Raw genomic sequence first — 15,975 nt, 5'->3', positions numbered from 1 at the left:
CACGCATTTTGCTACGTTGCATCCGACCGGAAAGTCCGATTTTGCCGAAGGTCCGCCTGTCTCATTTAGATAGTACTATATTTCTTGCAATGAGGGAGCCCCTTACGTTACAGATTCTGCATGACAAACACCCTCATTGGCTACGCTCGTTGTTCGACCGACAAACAAGATCTGGCGGCGCAGAGGGAGACTCTGCTCAAACTCGGCATTGCGGCTGATCGCATCTATACCGATCTCGGCTTCACCGGTACGAACCGGGCGCGGCCCGGTCTTGATCAGGCGCTCGCAGCCGTGCGCAGTGGAGATACGCTTGTCGTGCCCAAGCTCGACCGTCTCGCTCGCTCTGTCCCGGATGCCCGCGCGATCGGCGACGACCTCGCAACGCGGGGCGTGAGGTTGCAGATAGGCGCCAGCATCCATGATCCGTCTGACCCGATGGGCAAGCTGTTCTTCAACATCCTCGCCACCTTCGCCGAATTCGAGGCCGACCTAATCCGGATGCGGACGCGCGAGGGAATGGCACTGGCTCGTTCCAAGGGAAAGCTACGTGGCAAGAAGCCGAAGCTCTCCGATCGACAGCAAAAGGAGCTGCGCCGGATGTATGACACTGGTGGCTATTCAATCAGCGATCTCTCAGAGCTGTTTTCCGTCTCGCGCCCGACCGTCTATCGAACTCTTAGCCGTCAACTATCTACTGGTGTGTAATGACCGCCCAGAGCATCGCTAATTCTGCGCAAGTCGCGGAAGCTGACATGTAGCCTCCGGGCTGCGAACACCAAGTGAAAGCGTCACGTTTGCAGGACGAAGACTTCGCCGTCTGCCAGCGGCTTGTAAGGCATGTCGTTAGCCTCCATAAAGGCAGCGGCTAACTCAGCGGCCGGTGCTTCAGGGTGATCTGATCTGTAGTGTGGGACGATCGAAAAATCGACAAGTCCCATGCCCGCCCAGACCACCTCTGTCGAATATCCATGCGCTAGTTGGGCAGGGTCGTCCATGAGCTCGATCCCTCGCAAAGTTGGCGTTGCTACAACCGCGCCGGCGCTAAAGCCTCCATAGGCAATTTCATCGCTTGCGAGCATTTCGCGAATAACGTCAGGGAAGCCGCTTTGCTGTAAGGCCCGCATGAGTAGGAACGCGTTGCCACCCATCACCCATACCAAGCCGCATCCGTGCAGTACCTTCCTCAACTCCTGCGGATTTCCAAAATAGTGCCGAAGGTCGATGTTCCGGGTCTGTAGCCCAAGAGCTGAAAATTCCGTTCGGGGGTTATAAACCTCTGCCTCGTATTTCCGCCGAGCCTCGTCCGGTATGAAGTCCAGCGCGTTGGCAATAATGGCGACGCTGCCTTGCCGGCTAAACTCAACCAGCTTTTCACGCTCGTTTCCCATTCGATAAGATGACAGATACAGCCTCATTCTCTTCCTCGTTTATGGTGCCGGGCGCGAGGATGGCAATAAAAAACCCCGCGGGAGGCGGGGTTGGTTTCGGGTATATTGCTATACACTCATGACCTACCCAGCCGTCGCAAGACGGTCGTGGTAGTGGTCGTGATGATTGCGCAAATTGCCATGCGTGAATGCTTCCACGGAGCGCTTGAGGTGTCAATCTCAATTCTCCGAAAGCTACATTTCCGCGTCCCTGGCAGAGTGCCAAATAGCGCTAGAAATTCAGTGCCAATTAGCTCTGAAGGTCACACGAAAGCACATGCAACGGTGCCGTTGCGAAAATTAAAGAATATGCGAAATTTAGAAGGGGACGATTTCAGTGGGGGAGGCATCTTGAATATAGATAGCGTCAATTCAAAAGCGGCAAAAATGACTATTCTGGGCTGGTTCACCGGCCTAGCGTATTACAACTGGTTTTCAAACACTGCCGCGCATCTTCCGATCTGGCAGCACGTGCTCCTGATCATCGCGGGGATGTTCGCTGCCGCGATCGTCATAGGAGCCGGAATGGCGCTTCTCGCCGCCGGACTGACGAAGGCCATTACGGGACGAAGCGACGGCAGTATCAACGCTTTCGCATGGGCGGCTTTCATCAGCCCTGTCATCGCCTTCTTCGCTGCAAAGTACGTGCTTCAGGCTTTGGGATCTTGAAATGAACAAGGCACTGCGTTGGTTCATTCAGATATGGATCGGAATTGTCATTCTCGTGAACTTAGCCGCTATAGTCGGCATGTTCCTACACGATGGATTTTGGGGCGGCCTAAGCCGGGTGCAGGACATTTACAACCCGTTCAACATCTTCAACTGGATAATGGAGCTTCTGTTGCTGTCGCCGGCACTGCTCGCCGCTTGGTGGCTCGATAGGCGGAAGCATAGCGCCGCACCATGAGCCGGCGGGTCTCAGAGGCTAAAATGACATGATGAAATTCAGGCCTGCGGGACAGGGTGACATTCCCCAGCTATTGGAACTCTATCGCCACCTTGATCCGGACGACAAAGAGACCGACCCGGATGCGGCCCGAGATCGGTTAGAGGCGCTAAAGCTCTATCCCGGCAGCGATGTGTTTGTGATCGACCTAGACGACAGGCTTGTGGCGACATGTACGCTGATCGTCATCCCAAATCTTACAAGGGGCGGCACTTCGTATGCCCTGATCGAAAATGTTGTTACCGATGCGGCCTACAGGAAGCAGGGCTATGGAAAGGCCGTTTTAGAAGGGGCTGTCCAAGCTGCATGGCAGGCGGGATGCTACAAGGTCATGCTGCTAACGGGGTCGAAACAGCCTTCAACGTTGAAATTCTACAGTGATGCAGGCTTTGAACAGAACAAAACCGGCTTTCAGATAAGGCGCATTCCACCCCGCGCCTCGTGACATATGGAGGGGCAAAATGTGGGATTTCTTCTTGGGTATCTCCGGCGTGGTCGTCGGTGCAGTGGGGCAATACATAATCGAGCACTGCCGCTATCAGCGGGAAACCAAGGCTCAGCGTCAGGACGACGATCGCCGGAAAGCACTTCTGAAAACGGCCCTTGAAAACCCGCCTTCCGGCACAGAATGGCGTAAGCTGACCACCTTATCGGCCATCATTGGCGCAGACCCCGAGACGACAGCAAGATTGCTGATCGAGCTCGGCGCTCGCGGATCGGAAACCGGCGAGGGATGGGCGCTAGCGAGCAAAAAGCCTCTTAGAGGTGGCTAATCGTCATGGCCCGCCCGGACCGGAATCGTCCTGTCTATATTCGTCCTGGGCGTCGATCTCGGCTTTGACTTCATTAAGCTGAAGAGCAACGCCGATTGCCCGCGTGGCGGCTGCGATGTCGGAACGCTGCTCCGGCGTGATCTCGGCCGATGCGGTGAATCTCGATTTTTCGTCCAGCCACCCGACCTTGCGGAGCAAGGAGCCTGTCACTTTTCGCATAGTACCGAAGGCCCTCACCAGTTCGGCCGGAATGGTGGCGGCAAGCGCCTCGGCCGTGGCAAGAAGGCTCTTAGCCTTCTCATAAGTGGCTTTGGTCGCCTCGTTGCGCCGTTGCAATTCCTCGCGTTGGCGCTCGAGCTCGCGACGCTCGTCCAGAATAGTGCGCTCATCGAAAATCAGATTGGTCTCTTTTCGGGCAAGGCGCGTCATCCGTTCCTGATATTCGGCCTCGGCCTCCTTGCGGGCCTGATCCTTCAACGCGCCGTAGACTTCCGGACTGACATGCTCCCGGTTCGTGACCTGCTTTCGGGTGCCCCTCAAAATTGATGGGTCTAGGAATTTGGCGGCATAGTCGGCCCATGAAGTCTGCAGGGCGGCAAACTCGTTGCGCTCGCTGGTCGCCTCCTTCAATTCCTGCAGGGGCTTGTTGGTGCTGATTTGTGGCTTGCCTCGGGACGTGCGCACCGGAGAGATACAAACATCCACGACGCCACCGCCGCGCTCGTCCAGATCGAGGCGCGAGGCGATGACGCTACCCTCACCCGCCCACGTCTCGGCCCATGTCTTCGCAGCATCGAAAAGGGCAACGTTGCGCGGGTTCTCCGGATCGTGCAGCCCGCCGGTTTCTTCGATCCATTCCGGGGAGACGACGCACAGCGCTTGCAGCATCAACGGCGCGCCCTTGCGCTCGCCTGCCTTCGTCTCCCGTTTATGGGCCTTGAATGCCGCCAGAAGGTCACGAGGATCGGCGTCAGTGGCCTTGGACCATGAAAGGCATGTTCCGGCCTCCGCGCCCTCTCTCAGCCGCTCCTTGGAGATTTCATCGAGCCGCATGGCGTGGCGGCTCTGGCCCTGCACCTGTGCGATGGTCTTGAGACGTTTGACGCGGACGGAAGACAGCGGCAGGGGTCAATCCTCCTGCTGCTTCAGCTTCTGCATGCGATAGCCGCTCATCGGCGGCGGTGGCCCCTCAGTCCCGAGCAGGATGCCAAGCTCCCCGAACTCAGCGACGAGGCTATCTCCGAACTCGGCCTGAAGGCTTTCGATCAGCGCCCGCTCTTTGTCGGATAGGGAAGGTTGATGCACATGCCGCCAGTCCCGCCAGTAGTGCGACCATGCCGCTTCGCGTGTGATCGGCCGCGACGGATCGACGTTCCAATGCAGATTTTTCAACTCGCCATATTCGGCAGGCACGATCATTGCTGCGGGGTCTGTCATAGCTTCGCCTCACGCGACTATTTGGGTGTCTGGCAATGTGTCGATAATAGAATTATCAACCCACTATGACAATTCCCTCCGGGCCGCTCCGCTAATTGTCGTGGGCCGCTTCGCGGGACCCCTCAAAATTGAGGGGTAGTCCTTGCCCGTGAACGCGCTCCCCCATTGCGCCGTAGTGAACGGGCAAGGGCGGGCGACTGTGGCAATGACGGTGCATCCCCACCCGGCGATCAGGACAGGGCCTCTCCACTACGGCACTATGGGGGAGTGCGTTCCGAGGCCCTGTCCTGATCGCCTACCGTCGCTATCGGTCGCGATCCCAATCCTGTTCGCGGTCTAGCTCCCGGCCTGCCTGCTCGCGCGCCTCCTGCTCGATCCGCTCCCGGTTGTCGAAATACTCCAACCACGGCGGGGAGCATTCGCGCTCCTCGGGCTGTTCCCGGTCGAGCTGGTCGAGATCGAGCGCGAACGGATTGACCGGCTCGCTCCATTCGGGATCGCGATAGGCGATCGCCGCTGCGGCCCAATCCCAATTGATCCGCTTGCGCACCATGTCGGCCATGGCAGGCGATATCGCGGATCGGCTCGCGTAAAGGGCCAGCGCCGATGTCTGCGACTGCCACGGCCGGGTCAGATCGGACAGGAGCAACGCCGTCGCCTGCTGACGCTCCTGCTCCCTTGCCCTTCGGCGCACGGCTCGATCCTTGCGAGGATCCATCATCGATCACGCTCCCATTCCCGGCCACGGTCGCGAGGCTTCTCGCGGGCCTCCCGTTCGAGCCGTTCTTTTCGCTCGAAAAAGCTTTCCGCCTTGTCGGTGCGATCTGCGCCTTGCTGACGCTCGATCTGATCTTTGCGGGCAAAGAACCCTGCACGACCCTCTAATTGCCGCTCCTGCGCCTCTCTGGGGCGCTCTGAGCCGCTTCGGCGCTGTTCGGCGCGCCAATACGGCTTATCGCCCTCCTTGCGCTCCCTAGCCGGTTTCAGAGCCTTCCATGCCTCGCTCAGTTTCGCCCGATCGCTGTCCTGACGCTCGATCAGGGCGGCGCGCTGCGTCTGGTAGTCCTGCCGTTGCGCAACGAGGGCCTGACCGCGCTCGGTCTTCACCCCCTCAATCTCGCGATCGAGGATGGTTTTCAGGCGGGTGGCGAGTTCGGCGCGGGTCATGTCCTGCGCTTGAGCGAACGCCTCCTGTCGAGCTTCTGAGGAAAACACCTGCCGCATGGTCTCACCGAGAAGGCCACGGCCGTCTAACTGGCCGGTATCCTGCCGGTGCTTTGCAGCCTCCCACGCGTTCAGCAATCGGCCCGCTAGGCTCTGCTCGCGGCTATGGAATCCTCTGTCCTCGCCCTGCGCTCGACGGAAGTGCATTCGCCAGATCGGCTTGACCTCGACCTTATGGCGGGCGGCGGTATCTTTGATCTGCGCCCGGAACTGGTCGTAGATCGCGCTCCGGCCAGCTTTGTTGGTCACAGCCAGGTCGCGCCATTCTCCACGATGGCGCGCCCCTTGGGCGGCGCCGAGTTCCTTCAGGCTGGCAATCCTGCTTCCTGTATCGTGGGCGCGCTCCTGCGCTGCGATCCGCGCCTTGGCGGCATAATCCCGGCGTTGCGTCCGGTCGGCATGCTGCTGGCGCTGCTGCCGCCGTTCCTCGCGCTTCGGCGTCACGATGTTGCCGCGACCGCGCTCATAGCTATTGGCCCAATCCGACAGTTTCAGCCGGTCGTTGCTGGTCGAAAGCATCCGGCCGTCGCTCGGGTCCACCCGGTTGACGATCACATGCACATGGCGGTGCGCCCGATCGGTATGGGCAACGATGATGGCTTGCCGGTTATCGGCCCCGAGAGCCTTCAGCGTCTCGTCGGCCGCGCGCATCATCTCTGCCCGGTCCGGACGTTCGGACGGATGCCACGACAGGCTGTAGGCGTAGACGTGGGCGTTCGATTTTCGGCCGGTATTTCGGATTCCGGCCTCCCGCTTGAGATCGTCGCTCCGCTTGGCCGTGGCGATCATGACGCGCTCGGCCGTCTGCATATCACTGGTGGCGAGGTTGCGCGTCTCGGTCCATTCAACGCGCTCACTGCTCGACAGGTGCGGCGACTGATCGTCACCACGCTTGTCATGCAGGTAATAGGCCAACGCACCCTTGAAGCTGTGGCCTGTGCCGGCGACGTCAGGAACCATCGCCGGCCAACCTCTCCAGCGCGCCGCGGACGTCTGCCACGGTCGCTTCGATCTCACCGACAAGCGGCGTCTGGCCGAAGTGCAGCGCCTTCAAAAGCTGCGCCAGATTCACCCCGATCCGGTTGACCTCGAAGAGCATACGCTCGTCGGCCGACGAGCGGCGCGGCTCGATCTGGACACCGAGAATGGCGCGGCGGGCGAACTCCGCGACAGGCAATCCGGAGCGCTCGGCCTGCGCCTCGATATAGGCGCGCTCGGCCGTGGTCAGGCGGATGCCGGAAAGCCGCTCGGTGCGCTGCTCGGCTACCGCTTTGCGCGGTCTGCCGCCTGCTCGCTTACCGGTCTTCTCGTCGGTCAATCCACGCTCCCTTGGGGTTTGGGGCCGTGCCCCGACAAGCGTTTTTGGGTACCAAAAACATAGCTTGTTACTCTCAGTTATTCCGATAATATCTCCCTAAAGTCTTCCATCGTCAATGCACGACAGAAGACTGGCAAAAGAGGGTTCGAGCGGAAGGGGTTGGCATGTTGGACGAGGAAAAGAAGACGAACCAGTGGGCGATTTCCAAAGGTGCGATCGGTATCATGCTCATCACGCCGATCATGCTTTTTTGCTTTTTCGGGACGTTCTGGAATCTGCTTGCCAAGACAGGCGTCTTCGACAGATTCTTGATGTACGGCATTGGCCTTGCCGGGTGCGTTTATGCGATACGGCGACTGTTCGGTTACATGAACGACAACACCGTTTATTCGCCGATCAAGAAAACCCGGATCGGTGGCAACCAGCTTGCGAAGACGTTCGGCCCGGACCTCGGCGAGCCGGGAGCGGTCCCAATCGGCAACACCCGCATGCCGATCGCCAAGGAGCCGCTGCACACCGTCATCGAGGGCGCGACCGGGACCGGCAAGACGCAGATTCTCAAAACGTGGATCGATGCTGTCAGGAAGCGCGGCGATGTCGTTGTGGTGGTCGACTCCAATTACGACCTCTATGACACCCTCGGCCAACCCGGCGACGTGATCCTGTCGCCGTTCGATGAGCGCTCGCCGGGATGGTTTCCCACCAACGAAGTCCATAACGCCGCCGACTGGGCAGGCCTTGCCGCATCGTTCGTCGGGGAAGGCTCCGGCGACAGCGCCGAGTGGCATGCGATGGCCCGCGCCATGTTCGCGGCTGTTTCCCGCAACTACTGGCTGGCCTGCAAGGAAGCCGGTCGCCCGTTCAGCAATGCCGAACTGTTCGAACTGCTGACCTCGGCCTCTCCGGAAGTCATCCGGCCCCTGATCGCTGGCACTCCGGCCGCAGCGCTGGCCGACAATGAGAAGGGCCTCAACTCCGTCCGCATGTCGTTTATCGAGACCCTGAAATTCTGGCCTTTCCTCAAGGAAGGCTCGTTCTCGATCCGCGATTGGGTGGAGAGCAAGGGCGACCGCCCCTCGATCTTCATCCCCTATCGCAAGCGCAACCTGGCTGAGATGAAAAACCTGATTTCCGCGTGGCTCGATCAGCTGATCGTTGCTGCCTGCGACGGCGGATCATCCAACCGCAAAACGTGGATCATCATCGACGAGCTTTCCGGCCTCGGGGAAATCCCGGCCCTGCTGACCGGCGTCACCGAACTGCGCAAAACCGGATTCCGCGTCGTCGTAGGCTTGCAGGACTTTCACCAGATGCGCCACATCTACGGCCCGAACCGGGCTGAGACCCTGCTCAACAACCTGTCAAACAAGGTCATTCTGCGCGCCAACAGCGCCGAGATCGCAGAGAGGCAGTCCCGCCTGCTCGGAGAGGCCAAGCACCTCGTCTCGTCAACCAGCTTCAGCAACCAGATAATGAGCCGCGATGGCAATCTAGGTTCTACTACGACCTCCTACCAAGAGAGCCGGGAGCGGATCGTGACGCCGGAAGACCTGACCGCCCTGCCTGATCTCACCGCCTATGTGAAATTCTCCGGCGATGAAACCGTGCGGCGGACAACCATCCAGCCCTACAAGGGATGAGGATGAATCCGAGCGGTCCCGGCGCAAAGCGCGGGAGCTTTATAGTGCAAATATATCGCTTTATAGCGATATAAGGTGATATATACTGCGCATTATGAAAAATCCCCGCGTCCCCTCCCTGCGTATGGACGCCGAGTTGCGCAAGCTCGGCGACGATATCGCTATCGCCCGCAAGAAACGGCGCTTCACCCAACAACGGCTTGCGGAGGGTGCGGGCTTCAACGTCGCCACGATCCGACGCCTTGAAAAAGGAGATAGCGGGGTAGCTCTCGGCGTCCTCGCTATGGTGCTTCTGACCCTTGGCGAAAGGGACCGGTTGTCCAACCTGCTCGACGTTGGCAGCGATGATATCGGGCTTATGTGCGACGTGGCGCAGCTTCCGAAGCGGGTTCGCCAGAAGGGCGCGCGCCGTATTCAGACCGCAGCGCCAGAGGTCGAGCCGCAGGAGCAGACTGGTACCGCTTTTTGACGGCGGGGGCGAATTGTTGATGCGATGAGTTATTGAGTAATTGAGTAATTGAGTGTTCGCTCGTTTGTCATCCGGCCCTTGTCGCCCTACGATACGCTTGAGGGTTTCGGCTCCCGGCCTAGCGGTCCGAACGGCGACGAGATCGGGCTAATTTGGAAATAGGCTCGATCTCCCTCACCGATCACGCAACAGCAAGTGTCAGGTGCCCGACCGGATCGGCCGTAGGCCGCACGGTGATTTCGATATCGTAGCCAAGCCGGTTCAGAGCATCCATCAGCTTGCGCTCTGAGAGGTTGGTGAAATCACCGCGCAGGAGCGCCGACACTTTCGGCTGTGGAAGCCCCATGCGCCGCCCTGCTTCCTCCTGCGTCAGATCGAGCCGACGCACGGCCTTGGTGATTTCGATCATCAGGCCGGATTTTACCTTGAGCTTGTCAGCATCAGATAGACCGAGATCGGCAAAGACATTGCCGGAGCCGGTCGTGACTTCGATCCCATCAACGATGCGGGTGCGCATGTCTCATCTCCTTAGCTAGGACCTCGGCCACCTTGAGCCGCGCCCGGATAACGTCCATGTCTTCCTTCGGCGTGGCAATGCCGCTTTTGCTCTTCTTCTGGAAGCAGTGCAGCACGAATACGGCTTCCTCAAACCTGACCGTATAGACGGCCCGGTACGTGCCGCCCGCGTCGTTTTCGACCACTTCCAGAACGCCAGCGCCGCCGAAGCCCTTGAGCACCTTCGACGCCGGATGCTGGTCGCCGTGCTGCGCGAAATGCAGCGCAAAGCCGATAAACTTACGCACATCGGCCGGAAGCTGTATCAGGTCTTTGTAGCTGCTGCCGATCCACTCTAGCGGGCGCTCATCTTGACTCATAGGCATCTTATATCTGAACTGGTATAAATTGCAATGAACTCACAACGCCCTAGAAGCCAAGATAGCCGGGCGGAACGTTGTCCGTCAGCCATACTCCGTTATCAGCCTGCCAGAAAGAAAAGCCATCCGCATGCATGAGGCCCGTCGCGATCCGCAGCACCACCGGCTTGCCGTGTCGGCTCCCGACCTTGATCGCGGTTTCCTCGTTGGGCGACAGGTGGACATGCCGCCGCCTGCCGGCCTTCAGCCCTTCGGCAAAGATCGCATCGAGGTTGTCCCGCGCCGTGCCATGAAACAGCGTCTCCGGTGGCTCACTGGCCGCGAGGCCAAGATCGACGGCAAGGGAATGCCCCTGTGCCGCCCGGATAAGCTGGCCGTCATCGGACAGCGTAAAACGCTGCTTGTCGTTCTCGGCCACAACAGTTTCGAGGGTCGCCCGGTCGATCTTGAACCCGGCTTTCCGCGCTTTCGCTAGCAACGCCTCTACCGGCGTCCATCCGTTGGAATCGAGCGTGATCCCGAGCCGCTCCGGCGCATGCCGAAGCACATGGCTCAACAGTTTGCTGATTTCTTTTGACATTTCTCCGTACTCATCTACATATTTACTCAATCACTCATTTGAGGGCCTGAGATACAAGCTCCCTCAAAATCTCGGTTACGGTGCGGCCCTGCTCGACGGCCATCAACTTGAGACGCTTGTGCTCGTCGCGATCCAGATCGAAATTCACCCGCACCGTGCCGCCTTTGTCCGACAGGCTGGCAAGGGTGGCGGACTTGCGTACGTTGCTCGGACGACCGGCGCTAAGCATGCCGCGCTTTTCTTCACTCATTTGATTATCTCCTTATTACTCAATTGAGGCTTTGCTTAACTTCATTTGCCAGTGCGATGATTTCGCGGGCAGCTTCGCTGTCAGGTTCCAGATCGAGGACGGTCGATCCGGCCGCAGCGGAGCCAGGATAGCCTACGCGCTGCGTGATCCGGGTCGCCAAGACCGGCAGGCCATAGCCGTTCAGAGCCTCGGTGATCTCGCTGCCGATCTTGGTTCCCTTGATGGCGCGGGAGACGACAAAGGCAGCGCGCAATTTGCCGTCCGTGACCTCGATGCGCTGTTTCACCAGATCGACAAGATCAGCGGTCGCCCAAATATCGTAGGGCGAGGGCTGGACCGGGATCAGGATGAAATTAGCGGCTTTGATGGCCGATACGGCGAGATCGGCCGCTTGCGGCGCTCCGTCGATTACCACGAAATCCTTGCGGGCAATATTCTTCAGGTCGCGCTCTATCGTCGGCCGGTCGATCCCGACCACGGAAAGCGGCTGTTCCTCGCGTACAGCCGCCCAATCGCGGGCGCTGCCCTGTGGATCGGAATCGATCAACAGCACGTCAGCGCCGCCGATCTGCAAGGCGCGGGCTAGATGGGTGGCGATGGTGGTTTTCCCCGCGCCCCCCTTCTGGTTTAAAACGGCGATCACATGCACGGCCGATGCTCCTACGGTTGATGAAATGTGCTTTTACTCAAGTGAGTATATACGAAATGAGTAGTTGAGTAAAGACGTATCCGCTCATCAACTCATTTGAGTGTTTAGCGCAAGCCTCTCCGCCTGCTTTCTTTCGAAAGCCCATGCAACGGTGGCCGCAAGCGTGAACGTTGCGATTTTAGGCTTTGAGGGTGCCGCGCTGGCCCGCATTATACGCGGGCCAGAACCGCCGCAGGGCCTCGTGAGAGGCCCGAACAGCGGCGACCGTTCATGTTTCGCTATTTATTATAGAATTAGATTGGGATTCAGTCCGTCTGGCGGACTCACGTTGTTTCATAGATCTTGCAAGCTTGGCGAGCGCCTGGCCCAAGGGATTATCGCCCACTTCGAACAGGGCCAGTTCGTCCATAGGCAGGCTAGCCCGGTGCGCTTCCATCTCGGCCGCACGCTCGGCCTCAGCCTGCGCATGATCGTCGGGCGGGGGAGGGGTCATGCCGAACCGGCCGAGAAACTGGCGAGCGCGGGCAGGGAGCGACAACCGATAGGCGTTGCTGGTCTGCTGGACCTGTGGGCCGCGCCCCTCATTTCCGGTCGGCACATAGCGCCGCAGCCAGTCGAGGAAGCCATGCGAGCGTAGCGCCTTCAACGCGCGCACGATGGCGTCACGCGAACGCCGCAGCTTGTCCATGAGGAAGTCTATCGAAGGATCGAGCCTACCAGTGCGAAAGTTCACCAGATTGGCGAATAGCTCCAACACCTCGATGGCAATGCCTCCAAGGGGGCCGTTGCGTGTACCTGGCTCTCGGCATGCCAACTCATATCGCCGCGCCGCCAGAACGATCTGGCGGACCTCCTGCCGGTTCGTCCGCTGCCAGAATACGCCTTCGCATCGTCCCGCTGCACGGGACTGTCTTCGAACGGGTGTGCGCTCCCGCTCGGCCGGTGCTCCTGCGAGCACGGCCCCTATCTGTGCAAACATCGTCCTTCGTCCTCCGTTTGGAGGGCATGGACAGCGGACAAATATTCAGCGTTCCCGCAAGACTCATATCTTGCAGGCTCACATGTGAACGGCTATATTAGAGGCTGTTCAGGGCGCTCTAACAAAGCCGTGTCCGTAATCCGAAAACCCCAAGCCGTTAGCGCGGCGAGGGGTTTTTCATTTTATGCCCTCTTGCTTCTCGATATAGACCTTTAAAGCTTCTTCAATGACGGCCGCGCGCGAACGCGCGCCCATAACCTCCTTGAGATTATCGAGGTACTCGACGGTCTCATTGGAGAGATCAACCGTCACCAACATACGCCCAGCGGCACGCCTCCGCTCTCGATGAGCGACAACTCTTTGCGTCGTTGTTGTAGGTTCGGCACGGTTCATTGTTTCAAGAAACAATGATTTGCGCCGATTCTGCAACCCCTTATCGTCAAAGTGCTGGATTTACTCGTGTTTGCATCTCCACAGACAAACAGAAAACGGCCTTTCAGGCGGGATTTCTCAGCCAGCGCTCGCAAGCCGGCCTCGGCGCGGCCGATCGCCTTGGTAATATCGAGAAGATCGCGCGTCGATCGGGCGAGGCGATCAAGCCGCGTGACCGTCACGACGTTGCCCGGCTGCAAATGGTCCAGCATCTTCGCCAACTCGGGGCGGCCGCGCTACGCGCCCGATGCCTTTTCTTCAAAGATTCGGACACAGCCGGCCGCCTTCAACGCCGCGCGCTGCTGGTCAAGAGTCTGGCCGTCCGTTGAGACACGGGCATATCCTATAAGCATGGCAGGGGGGGGCCTTGTGGGCGACATGCCCGAAATCTACCTCGTGCGAACCGTCACGGAAATCCATATTGTGCGACAATAAACTGTCCCGGGTTCCAGAATTGTCGCCGCAATGTTGTACACCGGCGCTGTGCTGATGCCCGGCTTATGGGAGAAGCGGCGTATTGGGGGCTAACCGTTTTAAGATGTTGCGGAAAAACACAAGACTGCCAAAAGTAAAATTTGCGCTGCTCGGTCTAGAAACTACACTCCCCCTAGACGCCGTTGGAAACTGAAAAATGAATGATGCAAAAATCACGTTTAAAGCCATTAACGACATTATTAGTGCTGCAAGTCGTGATCTTCCTATTGAACACAGATGCGCTCTGCGCGCAGGCCTCGATATTTTTATAAAAGAAATAGAAAAGGAAATTCTCGGAAAATATGACGAAATCGATGGGTATGTCTCTGAGAAGCTCTTTAAACTCAGGTGGCATGTTAGTGCGAACTTAAATTTCGATATCACAAACGGGCATGATGAGAGCCAACACCGATCTTGGGCCTTGGGGGCGCTTGGTATTGTGGAAAGCCGTATGAAAGAGATGTTTCCAGAGAGCGAGTAAGTGACTCTTTGAAACATCGGCAACGTGTTTGTTCCTAAGGGGGGAAAAGAATGGCAAGACCTGATGGCCCACTCGTAATATGTGTAATTAATCTCAAAGGGGGGGTTGGAAAATCAACAATCTCTGCCCTTCTTAGCCGTTACGCACTTAGCACCCGCCGCAAAGATGTCTTGGCAATCGATCTCGACCCACAGGCGAACCTTAGCCAAGCGTTGATGCACGAGAACTATAATGATTTCCTCACGGAACAGCGCCCCTCGATTGTAGAAATATTCAATGGTTATCAGCCGCCCGCTGGTAAGGGCGGCGGCCCGAAGCCCCTTGCTGGATCTGTTGAGGACATTTGGCAAATTGGCGCAAACTCGCTCCAGCTAATTCCCTCCAGATTCGACTTTTCCGATAATTTAACGGAGTCTCTTCGCCCTGATCCAAAAGTGTTAGCTCGCTACCTTGCTGCAAACTTCCAGCATAAAGACGTGATTATCATTGATTGCGCTCCCACAGAGTCGGTTCTTACTCGCGCGGCATACCATGCGAGCGGCTTAGTGCTAGTTCCGGTGAAGCCCGAATATTTCGCCACTATTGGATTTCCACTCCTGCAAGAGTCCTTGGTTTCATTTCGGAAAGCCAATAGAGGTCATAAAATTGACGTTTCAGGCATCGTCATAAATAACGCCTTTTACGATGGTGGTAATAACGGGGGGCCTGAGAAGGCTCGGGCTCTTGGCGATATTCGGGCGGAAGCCGCCAAGAATGGGTGGCCGGTATTTCGGACAGAGATTCCGTTCTCTCGTGGTTTCCCAAAGATTATGCGCGGCGATCATAGCTATTCTGGTAACGCAGCGATGTTTCCCCGATTTGCGAAGGAATTCTTTGACGCAATAGGGCTTTAGGACGATAGGCAGGTACTATGCAGCGATATAGGCGAGAGTTTTTACGAGAATTGCTGTCTCCACTCATTAAACAGTGGGGACGTGAGGAAGTGCTCCGCGCCGTATATGAGCTAGAGGAGATTAGCGGAAGCTCGGAAGACGGTACGCGTCCTCTAAGCCTTGCCGAGCGCCGAAAGCGCCAAGATGCCGGTCGTCAGAACGCAGTAATGATTGCTGAAAAAGCAGACGTTCCCGACGATAAGCGAATGCTACTCATCAATCTGGCATCACGCTGGGAACACAAGGCATTTTTGCCCACCATCTCAGATGTACGGAATTTTCTTGAAATGAGAGGGGTCGAAACGCGTTCGCTGAAGCAGCGACAGGATGCGTTTCGGAGGGTAATCAGCGCGATAGTTGATCTGCCAAATGAGCATTTGGAAAGGCTAATACGGAACTCTCGGCATTCTGGTCCGTCGCAACTCGGCCCTCTATCGGACGCTATTAAAGCTGCAAGCTCTGCGGCACGGTCCCATGACCGTAAACCTAACAAAGAGCTTGAGATAGACGACGGGCAAAAAGCTTCGGATCAGATCCCCCAGGAGAATGGCGAGCATTCAGGTATACATCGCTCTCACCATGTAGAGAGCGATAATCAGCTCCTTCCCTCCGATCAGAAAGGCACTGATGTAACCGCGATCACGCCGGAACGGGAGCCTAAGGGTTTAGAGGGGAAAGCTTTTGACACACAGGGCAATCCCCCTAGTGGCAATTCTGCATCCAAGATCGCTGATGATGCGAAAAAGATTTCATCTGAAGACGATGAAGCTCGTACAGATGCGGCAGTTGGGAATAATAAAAATCTCTCAAAAAGAGATAAGATCCGTCACCCGAAGTTTCGTTAATTTCTGTGACCTTCAAAGCTGTCTAGCACCATATTTTCAGCGCTAAGTAGCACCGATGAGCAGCGTGCTGAGAGCCGCGTCCATGGTGACGCCTCCATGGCAATTTCCATCAGCTGCGACCTGTACGAAAGAGGATCGTTCAACGGACACGCATTTTGCTACGTTGCATCCGACCGGAAAGTCCGATTTTGCCGAAGGTCCGCCTGTCTCATTTAGATAGTACTATATTTCTTGCAATGAGGGA

23 protein-coding genes and 1 pseudogene are annotated in these 15,975 nt (G+C 57.7%); 10 read left to right on the top strand and 14 right to left on the bottom strand.

Features of this window, described 5'->3' with window-relative positions:
* The first annotated feature begins 120 nt into the window (after positions 1–120).
* On the top strand, positions 121–705 hold the full coding sequence (locus AC2GXZ_RS31860; RefSeq protein WP_483763264.1) for a recombinase family protein: 585 nt from the start codon (positions 121–123) through the stop codon (positions 703–705).
* Between the two features lie 83 nt (positions 706–788).
* Here AC2GXZ_RS31860 and AC2GXZ_RS31855 read toward each other — a convergent pair whose 3' ends face one another.
* Positions 789–1,415, bottom strand: coding sequence for a Type 1 glutamine amidotransferase-like domain-containing protein (locus AC2GXZ_RS31855; protein WP_483763263.1), 627 nt, complete (start codon positions 1,413–1,415; stop codon positions 789–791).
* Positions 1,416–1,778: 363 nt separating this feature from the next.
* On the opposite strand from AC2GXZ_RS31855, the gene AC2GXZ_RS31850 reads away from it, so the two are divergent.
* Genes AC2GXZ_RS31850 through AC2GXZ_RS31835 form a run of 4 tightly spaced genes read left to right on the top strand, consistent with a single transcriptional unit; the run spans position 1,779 to position 3,146 of the window.
* On the top strand, positions 1,779–2,096 hold the full coding sequence (locus AC2GXZ_RS31850; protein WP_483763262.1) for a hypothetical protein: 318 nt from the start codon (positions 1,779–1,781) through the stop codon (positions 2,094–2,096).
* 1 nt (position 2,097) lies between these two features.
* Complete coding sequence (locus AC2GXZ_RS31845) at positions 2,098–2,334, top strand: hypothetical protein (protein ID WP_483763261.1); 237 nt, start codon at positions 2,098–2,100, stop codon at positions 2,332–2,334.
* Between the two features lie 28 nt (positions 2,335–2,362).
* Entirely contained in the window at positions 2,363–2,818 is a 456-nt protein-coding gene (locus tag AC2GXZ_RS31840) for an N-acetyltransferase family protein (RefSeq protein ID WP_483763260.1), read from the top strand.
* 16 nt (positions 2,819–2,834) lie between these two features.
* Positions 2,835–3,146 (top strand): hypothetical protein, encoded by a 312-nt coding sequence (locus AC2GXZ_RS31835; RefSeq protein WP_483763259.1) that lies wholly within the window; start codon positions 2,835–2,837, stop codon positions 3,144–3,146.
* Between the two features lie 3 nt (positions 3,147–3,149).
* Here the strand turns inward: AC2GXZ_RS31835 and AC2GXZ_RS31830 are convergent, their stop codons facing one another.
* The 5 genes from AC2GXZ_RS31830 to AC2GXZ_RS31810 form a co-directional block, all read right to left on the bottom strand.
* Positions 3,150–4,199, bottom strand: coding sequence for a hypothetical protein (locus AC2GXZ_RS31830; RefSeq protein ID WP_483763258.1), 1,050 nt, complete (start codon positions 4,197–4,199; stop codon positions 3,150–3,152).
* 75 nt (positions 4,200–4,274) lie between these two features.
* Positions 4,275–4,583 (bottom strand): hypothetical protein, encoded by a 309-nt coding sequence (locus tag AC2GXZ_RS31825; protein ID WP_483763257.1) that lies wholly within the window; start codon positions 4,581–4,583, stop codon positions 4,275–4,277.
* A 304-nt stretch (positions 4,584–4,887) separates the two neighbouring features.
* Positions 4,888–5,304 carry a hypothetical protein gene (locus AC2GXZ_RS31820; protein WP_483763256.1) on the bottom strand — a complete coding sequence of 139 codons (417 nt, stop codon included), beginning with the start codon at positions 5,302–5,304 and terminating at the stop codon, positions 4,888–4,890.
* Positions 5,301–6,767, bottom strand: coding sequence for a relaxase/mobilization nuclease domain-containing protein (locus AC2GXZ_RS31815; protein ID WP_483763255.1), 1,467 nt, complete (start codon positions 6,765–6,767; stop codon positions 5,301–5,303). Before AC2GXZ_RS31815 ends, AC2GXZ_RS31820 begins: the two co-directional genes overlap by 4 nt.
* On the bottom strand, positions 6,757–7,125 hold the full coding sequence (locus tag AC2GXZ_RS31810; RefSeq protein WP_483763254.1) for a plasmid mobilization protein: 369 nt from the start codon (positions 7,123–7,125) through the stop codon (positions 6,757–6,759). The genes AC2GXZ_RS31815 and AC2GXZ_RS31810 overlap by 11 nt, the downstream gene beginning before the upstream one ends.
* 164 nt (positions 7,126–7,289) lie before the next feature.
* On the opposite strand from AC2GXZ_RS31810, the gene AC2GXZ_RS31805 reads away from it, so the two are divergent.
* Both AC2GXZ_RS31805 and AC2GXZ_RS31800 read left to right on the top strand, forming a co-directional pair.
* The gene (locus tag AC2GXZ_RS31805) at positions 7,290–8,765 is read left to right on the top strand and encodes a type IV secretion system DNA-binding domain-containing protein (RefSeq protein WP_483763253.1); all 1,476 of its coding nucleotides are present in this window, start codon (positions 7,290–7,292) and stop codon (positions 8,763–8,765) included.
* A 94-nt stretch (positions 8,766–8,859) separates the two neighbouring features.
* Positions 8,860–9,234, top strand: coding sequence for a helix-turn-helix domain-containing protein (locus AC2GXZ_RS31800; RefSeq protein ID WP_483763252.1), 375 nt, complete (start codon positions 8,860–8,862; stop codon positions 9,232–9,234).
* A 181-nt stretch (positions 9,235–9,415) separates the two neighbouring features.
* On the opposite strand, the gene AC2GXZ_RS31795 is transcribed toward AC2GXZ_RS31800, so the two are convergent.
* The 8 genes and pseudogenes from AC2GXZ_RS31795 to AC2GXZ_RS31760 form a co-directional block, all read right to left on the bottom strand.
* A complete protein-coding gene (locus AC2GXZ_RS31795; RefSeq protein ID WP_483763251.1) occupies positions 9,416–9,751 on the bottom strand; it encodes a helix-turn-helix domain-containing protein in 336 nt (111 codons plus the stop codon).
* Positions 9,732–10,109, bottom strand: a complete 378-nt coding sequence (locus tag AC2GXZ_RS31790; protein WP_483763250.1) for a type II toxin-antitoxin system RelE/ParE family toxin — start codon at positions 10,107–10,109, stop codon at positions 9,732–9,734. The genes AC2GXZ_RS31795 and AC2GXZ_RS31790 overlap by 20 nt, the downstream gene beginning before the upstream one ends.
* A gap of 49 nt (positions 10,110–10,158) precedes the next feature.
* Positions 10,159–10,689: an RNA 2'-phosphotransferase gene (locus tag AC2GXZ_RS31785; protein WP_483763249.1), complete on the bottom strand. Its 531-nt coding sequence runs from the start codon at positions 10,687–10,689 to the stop codon at positions 10,159–10,161.
* A gap of 34 nt (positions 10,690–10,723) precedes the next feature.
* A complete protein-coding gene (locus AC2GXZ_RS31780; RefSeq protein ID WP_483763248.1) occupies positions 10,724–10,939 on the bottom strand; it encodes a plasmid partition protein ParG in 216 nt (71 codons plus the stop codon).
* Between the two features lie 19 nt (positions 10,940–10,958).
* A complete protein-coding gene (gene parA, locus AC2GXZ_RS31775) occupies positions 10,959–11,588 on the bottom strand; it encodes a ParA family partition ATPase (protein ID WP_483763247.1) in 630 nt (209 codons plus the stop codon).
* 268 nt (positions 11,589–11,856) lie between these two features.
* Positions 11,857–12,567 carry a helix-turn-helix domain-containing protein gene (locus AC2GXZ_RS31770; RefSeq protein ID WP_483763246.1) on the bottom strand — a complete coding sequence of 237 codons (711 nt, stop codon included), beginning with the start codon at positions 12,565–12,567 and terminating at the stop codon, positions 11,857–11,859.
* A gap of 177 nt (positions 12,568–12,744) precedes the next feature.
* Positions 12,745–12,879: a ribbon-helix-helix protein, CopG family gene (locus AC2GXZ_RS31765; RefSeq protein WP_483763245.1), complete on the bottom strand. Its 135-nt coding sequence runs from the start codon at positions 12,877–12,879 to the stop codon at positions 12,745–12,747.
* Positions 12,880–12,956: 77 nt separating this feature from the next.
* Positions 12,957–13,352: pseudogene (locus AC2GXZ_RS31760) on the bottom strand (recombinase family protein).
* Positions 13,353–13,630: 278 nt separating this feature from the next.
* Between AC2GXZ_RS31760 and AC2GXZ_RS31755 the strand changes: the two are divergent.
* From AC2GXZ_RS31755 to AC2GXZ_RS31745, 3 genes are all read left to right on the top strand, one after another.
* On the top strand, positions 13,631–13,954 hold the full coding sequence (locus AC2GXZ_RS31755) for a hypothetical protein (protein WP_483763244.1): 324 nt from the start codon (positions 13,631–13,633) through the stop codon (positions 13,952–13,954).
* A 50-nt stretch (positions 13,955–14,004) separates the two neighbouring features.
* Positions 14,005–14,847: a ParA family protein gene (locus AC2GXZ_RS31750; protein ID WP_483763243.1), complete on the top strand. Its 843-nt coding sequence runs from the start codon at positions 14,005–14,007 to the stop codon at positions 14,845–14,847.
* Positions 14,848–15,053: 206 nt separating this feature from the next.
* Positions 15,054–15,731 carry a hypothetical protein gene (locus AC2GXZ_RS31745; protein WP_483763242.1) on the top strand — a complete coding sequence of 226 codons (678 nt, stop codon included), beginning with the start codon at positions 15,054–15,056 and terminating at the stop codon, positions 15,729–15,731.
* Positions 15,732–15,975 lie beyond the last annotated feature (244 nt).

Source organism: Aliirhizobium sp. YIM B11859, assembly GCF_057163345.1.
Note: the sequence above shows the minus strand (reverse complement) of the source record. Positions and strands in the feature narration are given on the sequence as shown.

What these genes read in the sequence shown, in the direction of transcription:
- AC2GXZ_RS31845 (WP_483763261.1), top strand. Translation starts at nt 2,098, where the DNA reads ATGAACAAGGCACTGCGTTGGTTCATTCAGATATGGATCGGAATTGTC.
- AC2GXZ_RS31755 (WP_483763244.1), top strand. Translation starts at nt 13,631, where the DNA reads ATGAATGATGCAAAAATCACGTTTAAAGCCATTAACGACATTATTAGT.
- AC2GXZ_RS31835 (WP_483763259.1), top strand. Translation starts at nt 2,835, where the DNA reads ATGTGGGATTTCTTCTTGGGTATCTCCGGCGTGGTCGTCGGTGCAGTG.
- AC2GXZ_RS31750 (WP_483763243.1), top strand. Translation starts at nt 14,005, where the DNA reads ATGGCAAGACCTGATGGCCCACTCGTAATATGTGTAATTAATCTCAAA.
- AC2GXZ_RS31840 (WP_483763260.1), top strand. Translation starts at nt 2,363, where the DNA reads ATGATGAAATTCAGGCCTGCGGGACAGGGTGACATTCCCCAGCTATTG.
- AC2GXZ_RS31780 (WP_483763248.1), bottom strand. Translation starts at nt 10,939, where the DNA reads ATGAGTGAAGAAAAGCGCGGCATGCTTAGCGCCGGTCGTCCGAGCAAC.
- AC2GXZ_RS31830 (WP_483763258.1), bottom strand. Translation starts at nt 4,199, where the DNA reads ATGCGGCTCGATGAAATCTCCAAGGAGCGGCTGAGAGAGGGCGCGGAG.
- AC2GXZ_RS31795 (WP_483763251.1), bottom strand. Translation starts at nt 9,751, where the DNA reads ATGCGCACCCGCATCGTTGATGGGATCGAAGTCACGACCGGCTCCGGC.
- AC2GXZ_RS31785 (WP_483763249.1), bottom strand. Translation starts at nt 10,689, where the DNA reads ATGTCAAAAGAAATCAGCAAACTGTTGAGCCATGTGCTTCGGCATGCG.
- AC2GXZ_RS31815 (WP_483763255.1), bottom strand. Translation starts at nt 6,767, where the DNA reads ATGGTTCCTGACGTCGCCGGCACAGGCCACAGCTTCAAGGGTGCGTTG.
- AC2GXZ_RS31820 (WP_483763256.1), bottom strand. Translation starts at nt 5,304, where the DNA reads ATGATGGATCCTCGCAAGGATCGAGCCGTGCGCCGAAGGGCAAGGGAG.
- AC2GXZ_RS31745 (WP_483763242.1), top strand. Translation starts at nt 15,054, where the DNA reads ATGATTGCTGAAAAAGCAGACGTTCCCGACGATAAGCGAATGCTACTC.
- AC2GXZ_RS31825 (WP_483763257.1), bottom strand. Translation starts at nt 4,583, where the DNA reads ATGACAGACCCCGCAGCAATGATCGTGCCTGCCGAATATGGCGAGTTG.
- AC2GXZ_RS31790 (WP_483763250.1), bottom strand. Translation starts at nt 10,109, where the DNA reads ATGAGTCAAGATGAGCGCCCGCTAGAGTGGATCGGCAGCAGCTACAAA.
- AC2GXZ_RS31805 (WP_483763253.1), top strand. Translation starts at nt 7,290, where the DNA reads ATGTTGGACGAGGAAAAGAAGACGAACCAGTGGGCGATTTCCAAAGGT.
- AC2GXZ_RS31855 (WP_483763263.1), bottom strand. Translation starts at nt 1,415, where the DNA reads ATGAGGCTGTATCTGTCATCTTATCGAATGGGAAACGAGCGTGAAAAG.
- AC2GXZ_RS31800 (WP_483763252.1), top strand. Translation starts at nt 8,860, where the DNA reads ATGAAAAATCCCCGCGTCCCCTCCCTGCGTATGGACGCCGAGTTGCGC.
- AC2GXZ_RS31860 (WP_483763264.1), top strand. Translation starts at nt 121, where the DNA reads ATGACAAACACCCTCATTGGCTACGCTCGTTGTTCGACCGACAAACAA.
- AC2GXZ_RS31770 (WP_483763246.1), bottom strand. Translation starts at nt 12,567, where the DNA reads ATGTTTGCACAGATAGGGGCCGTGCTCGCAGGAGCACCGGCCGAGCGG.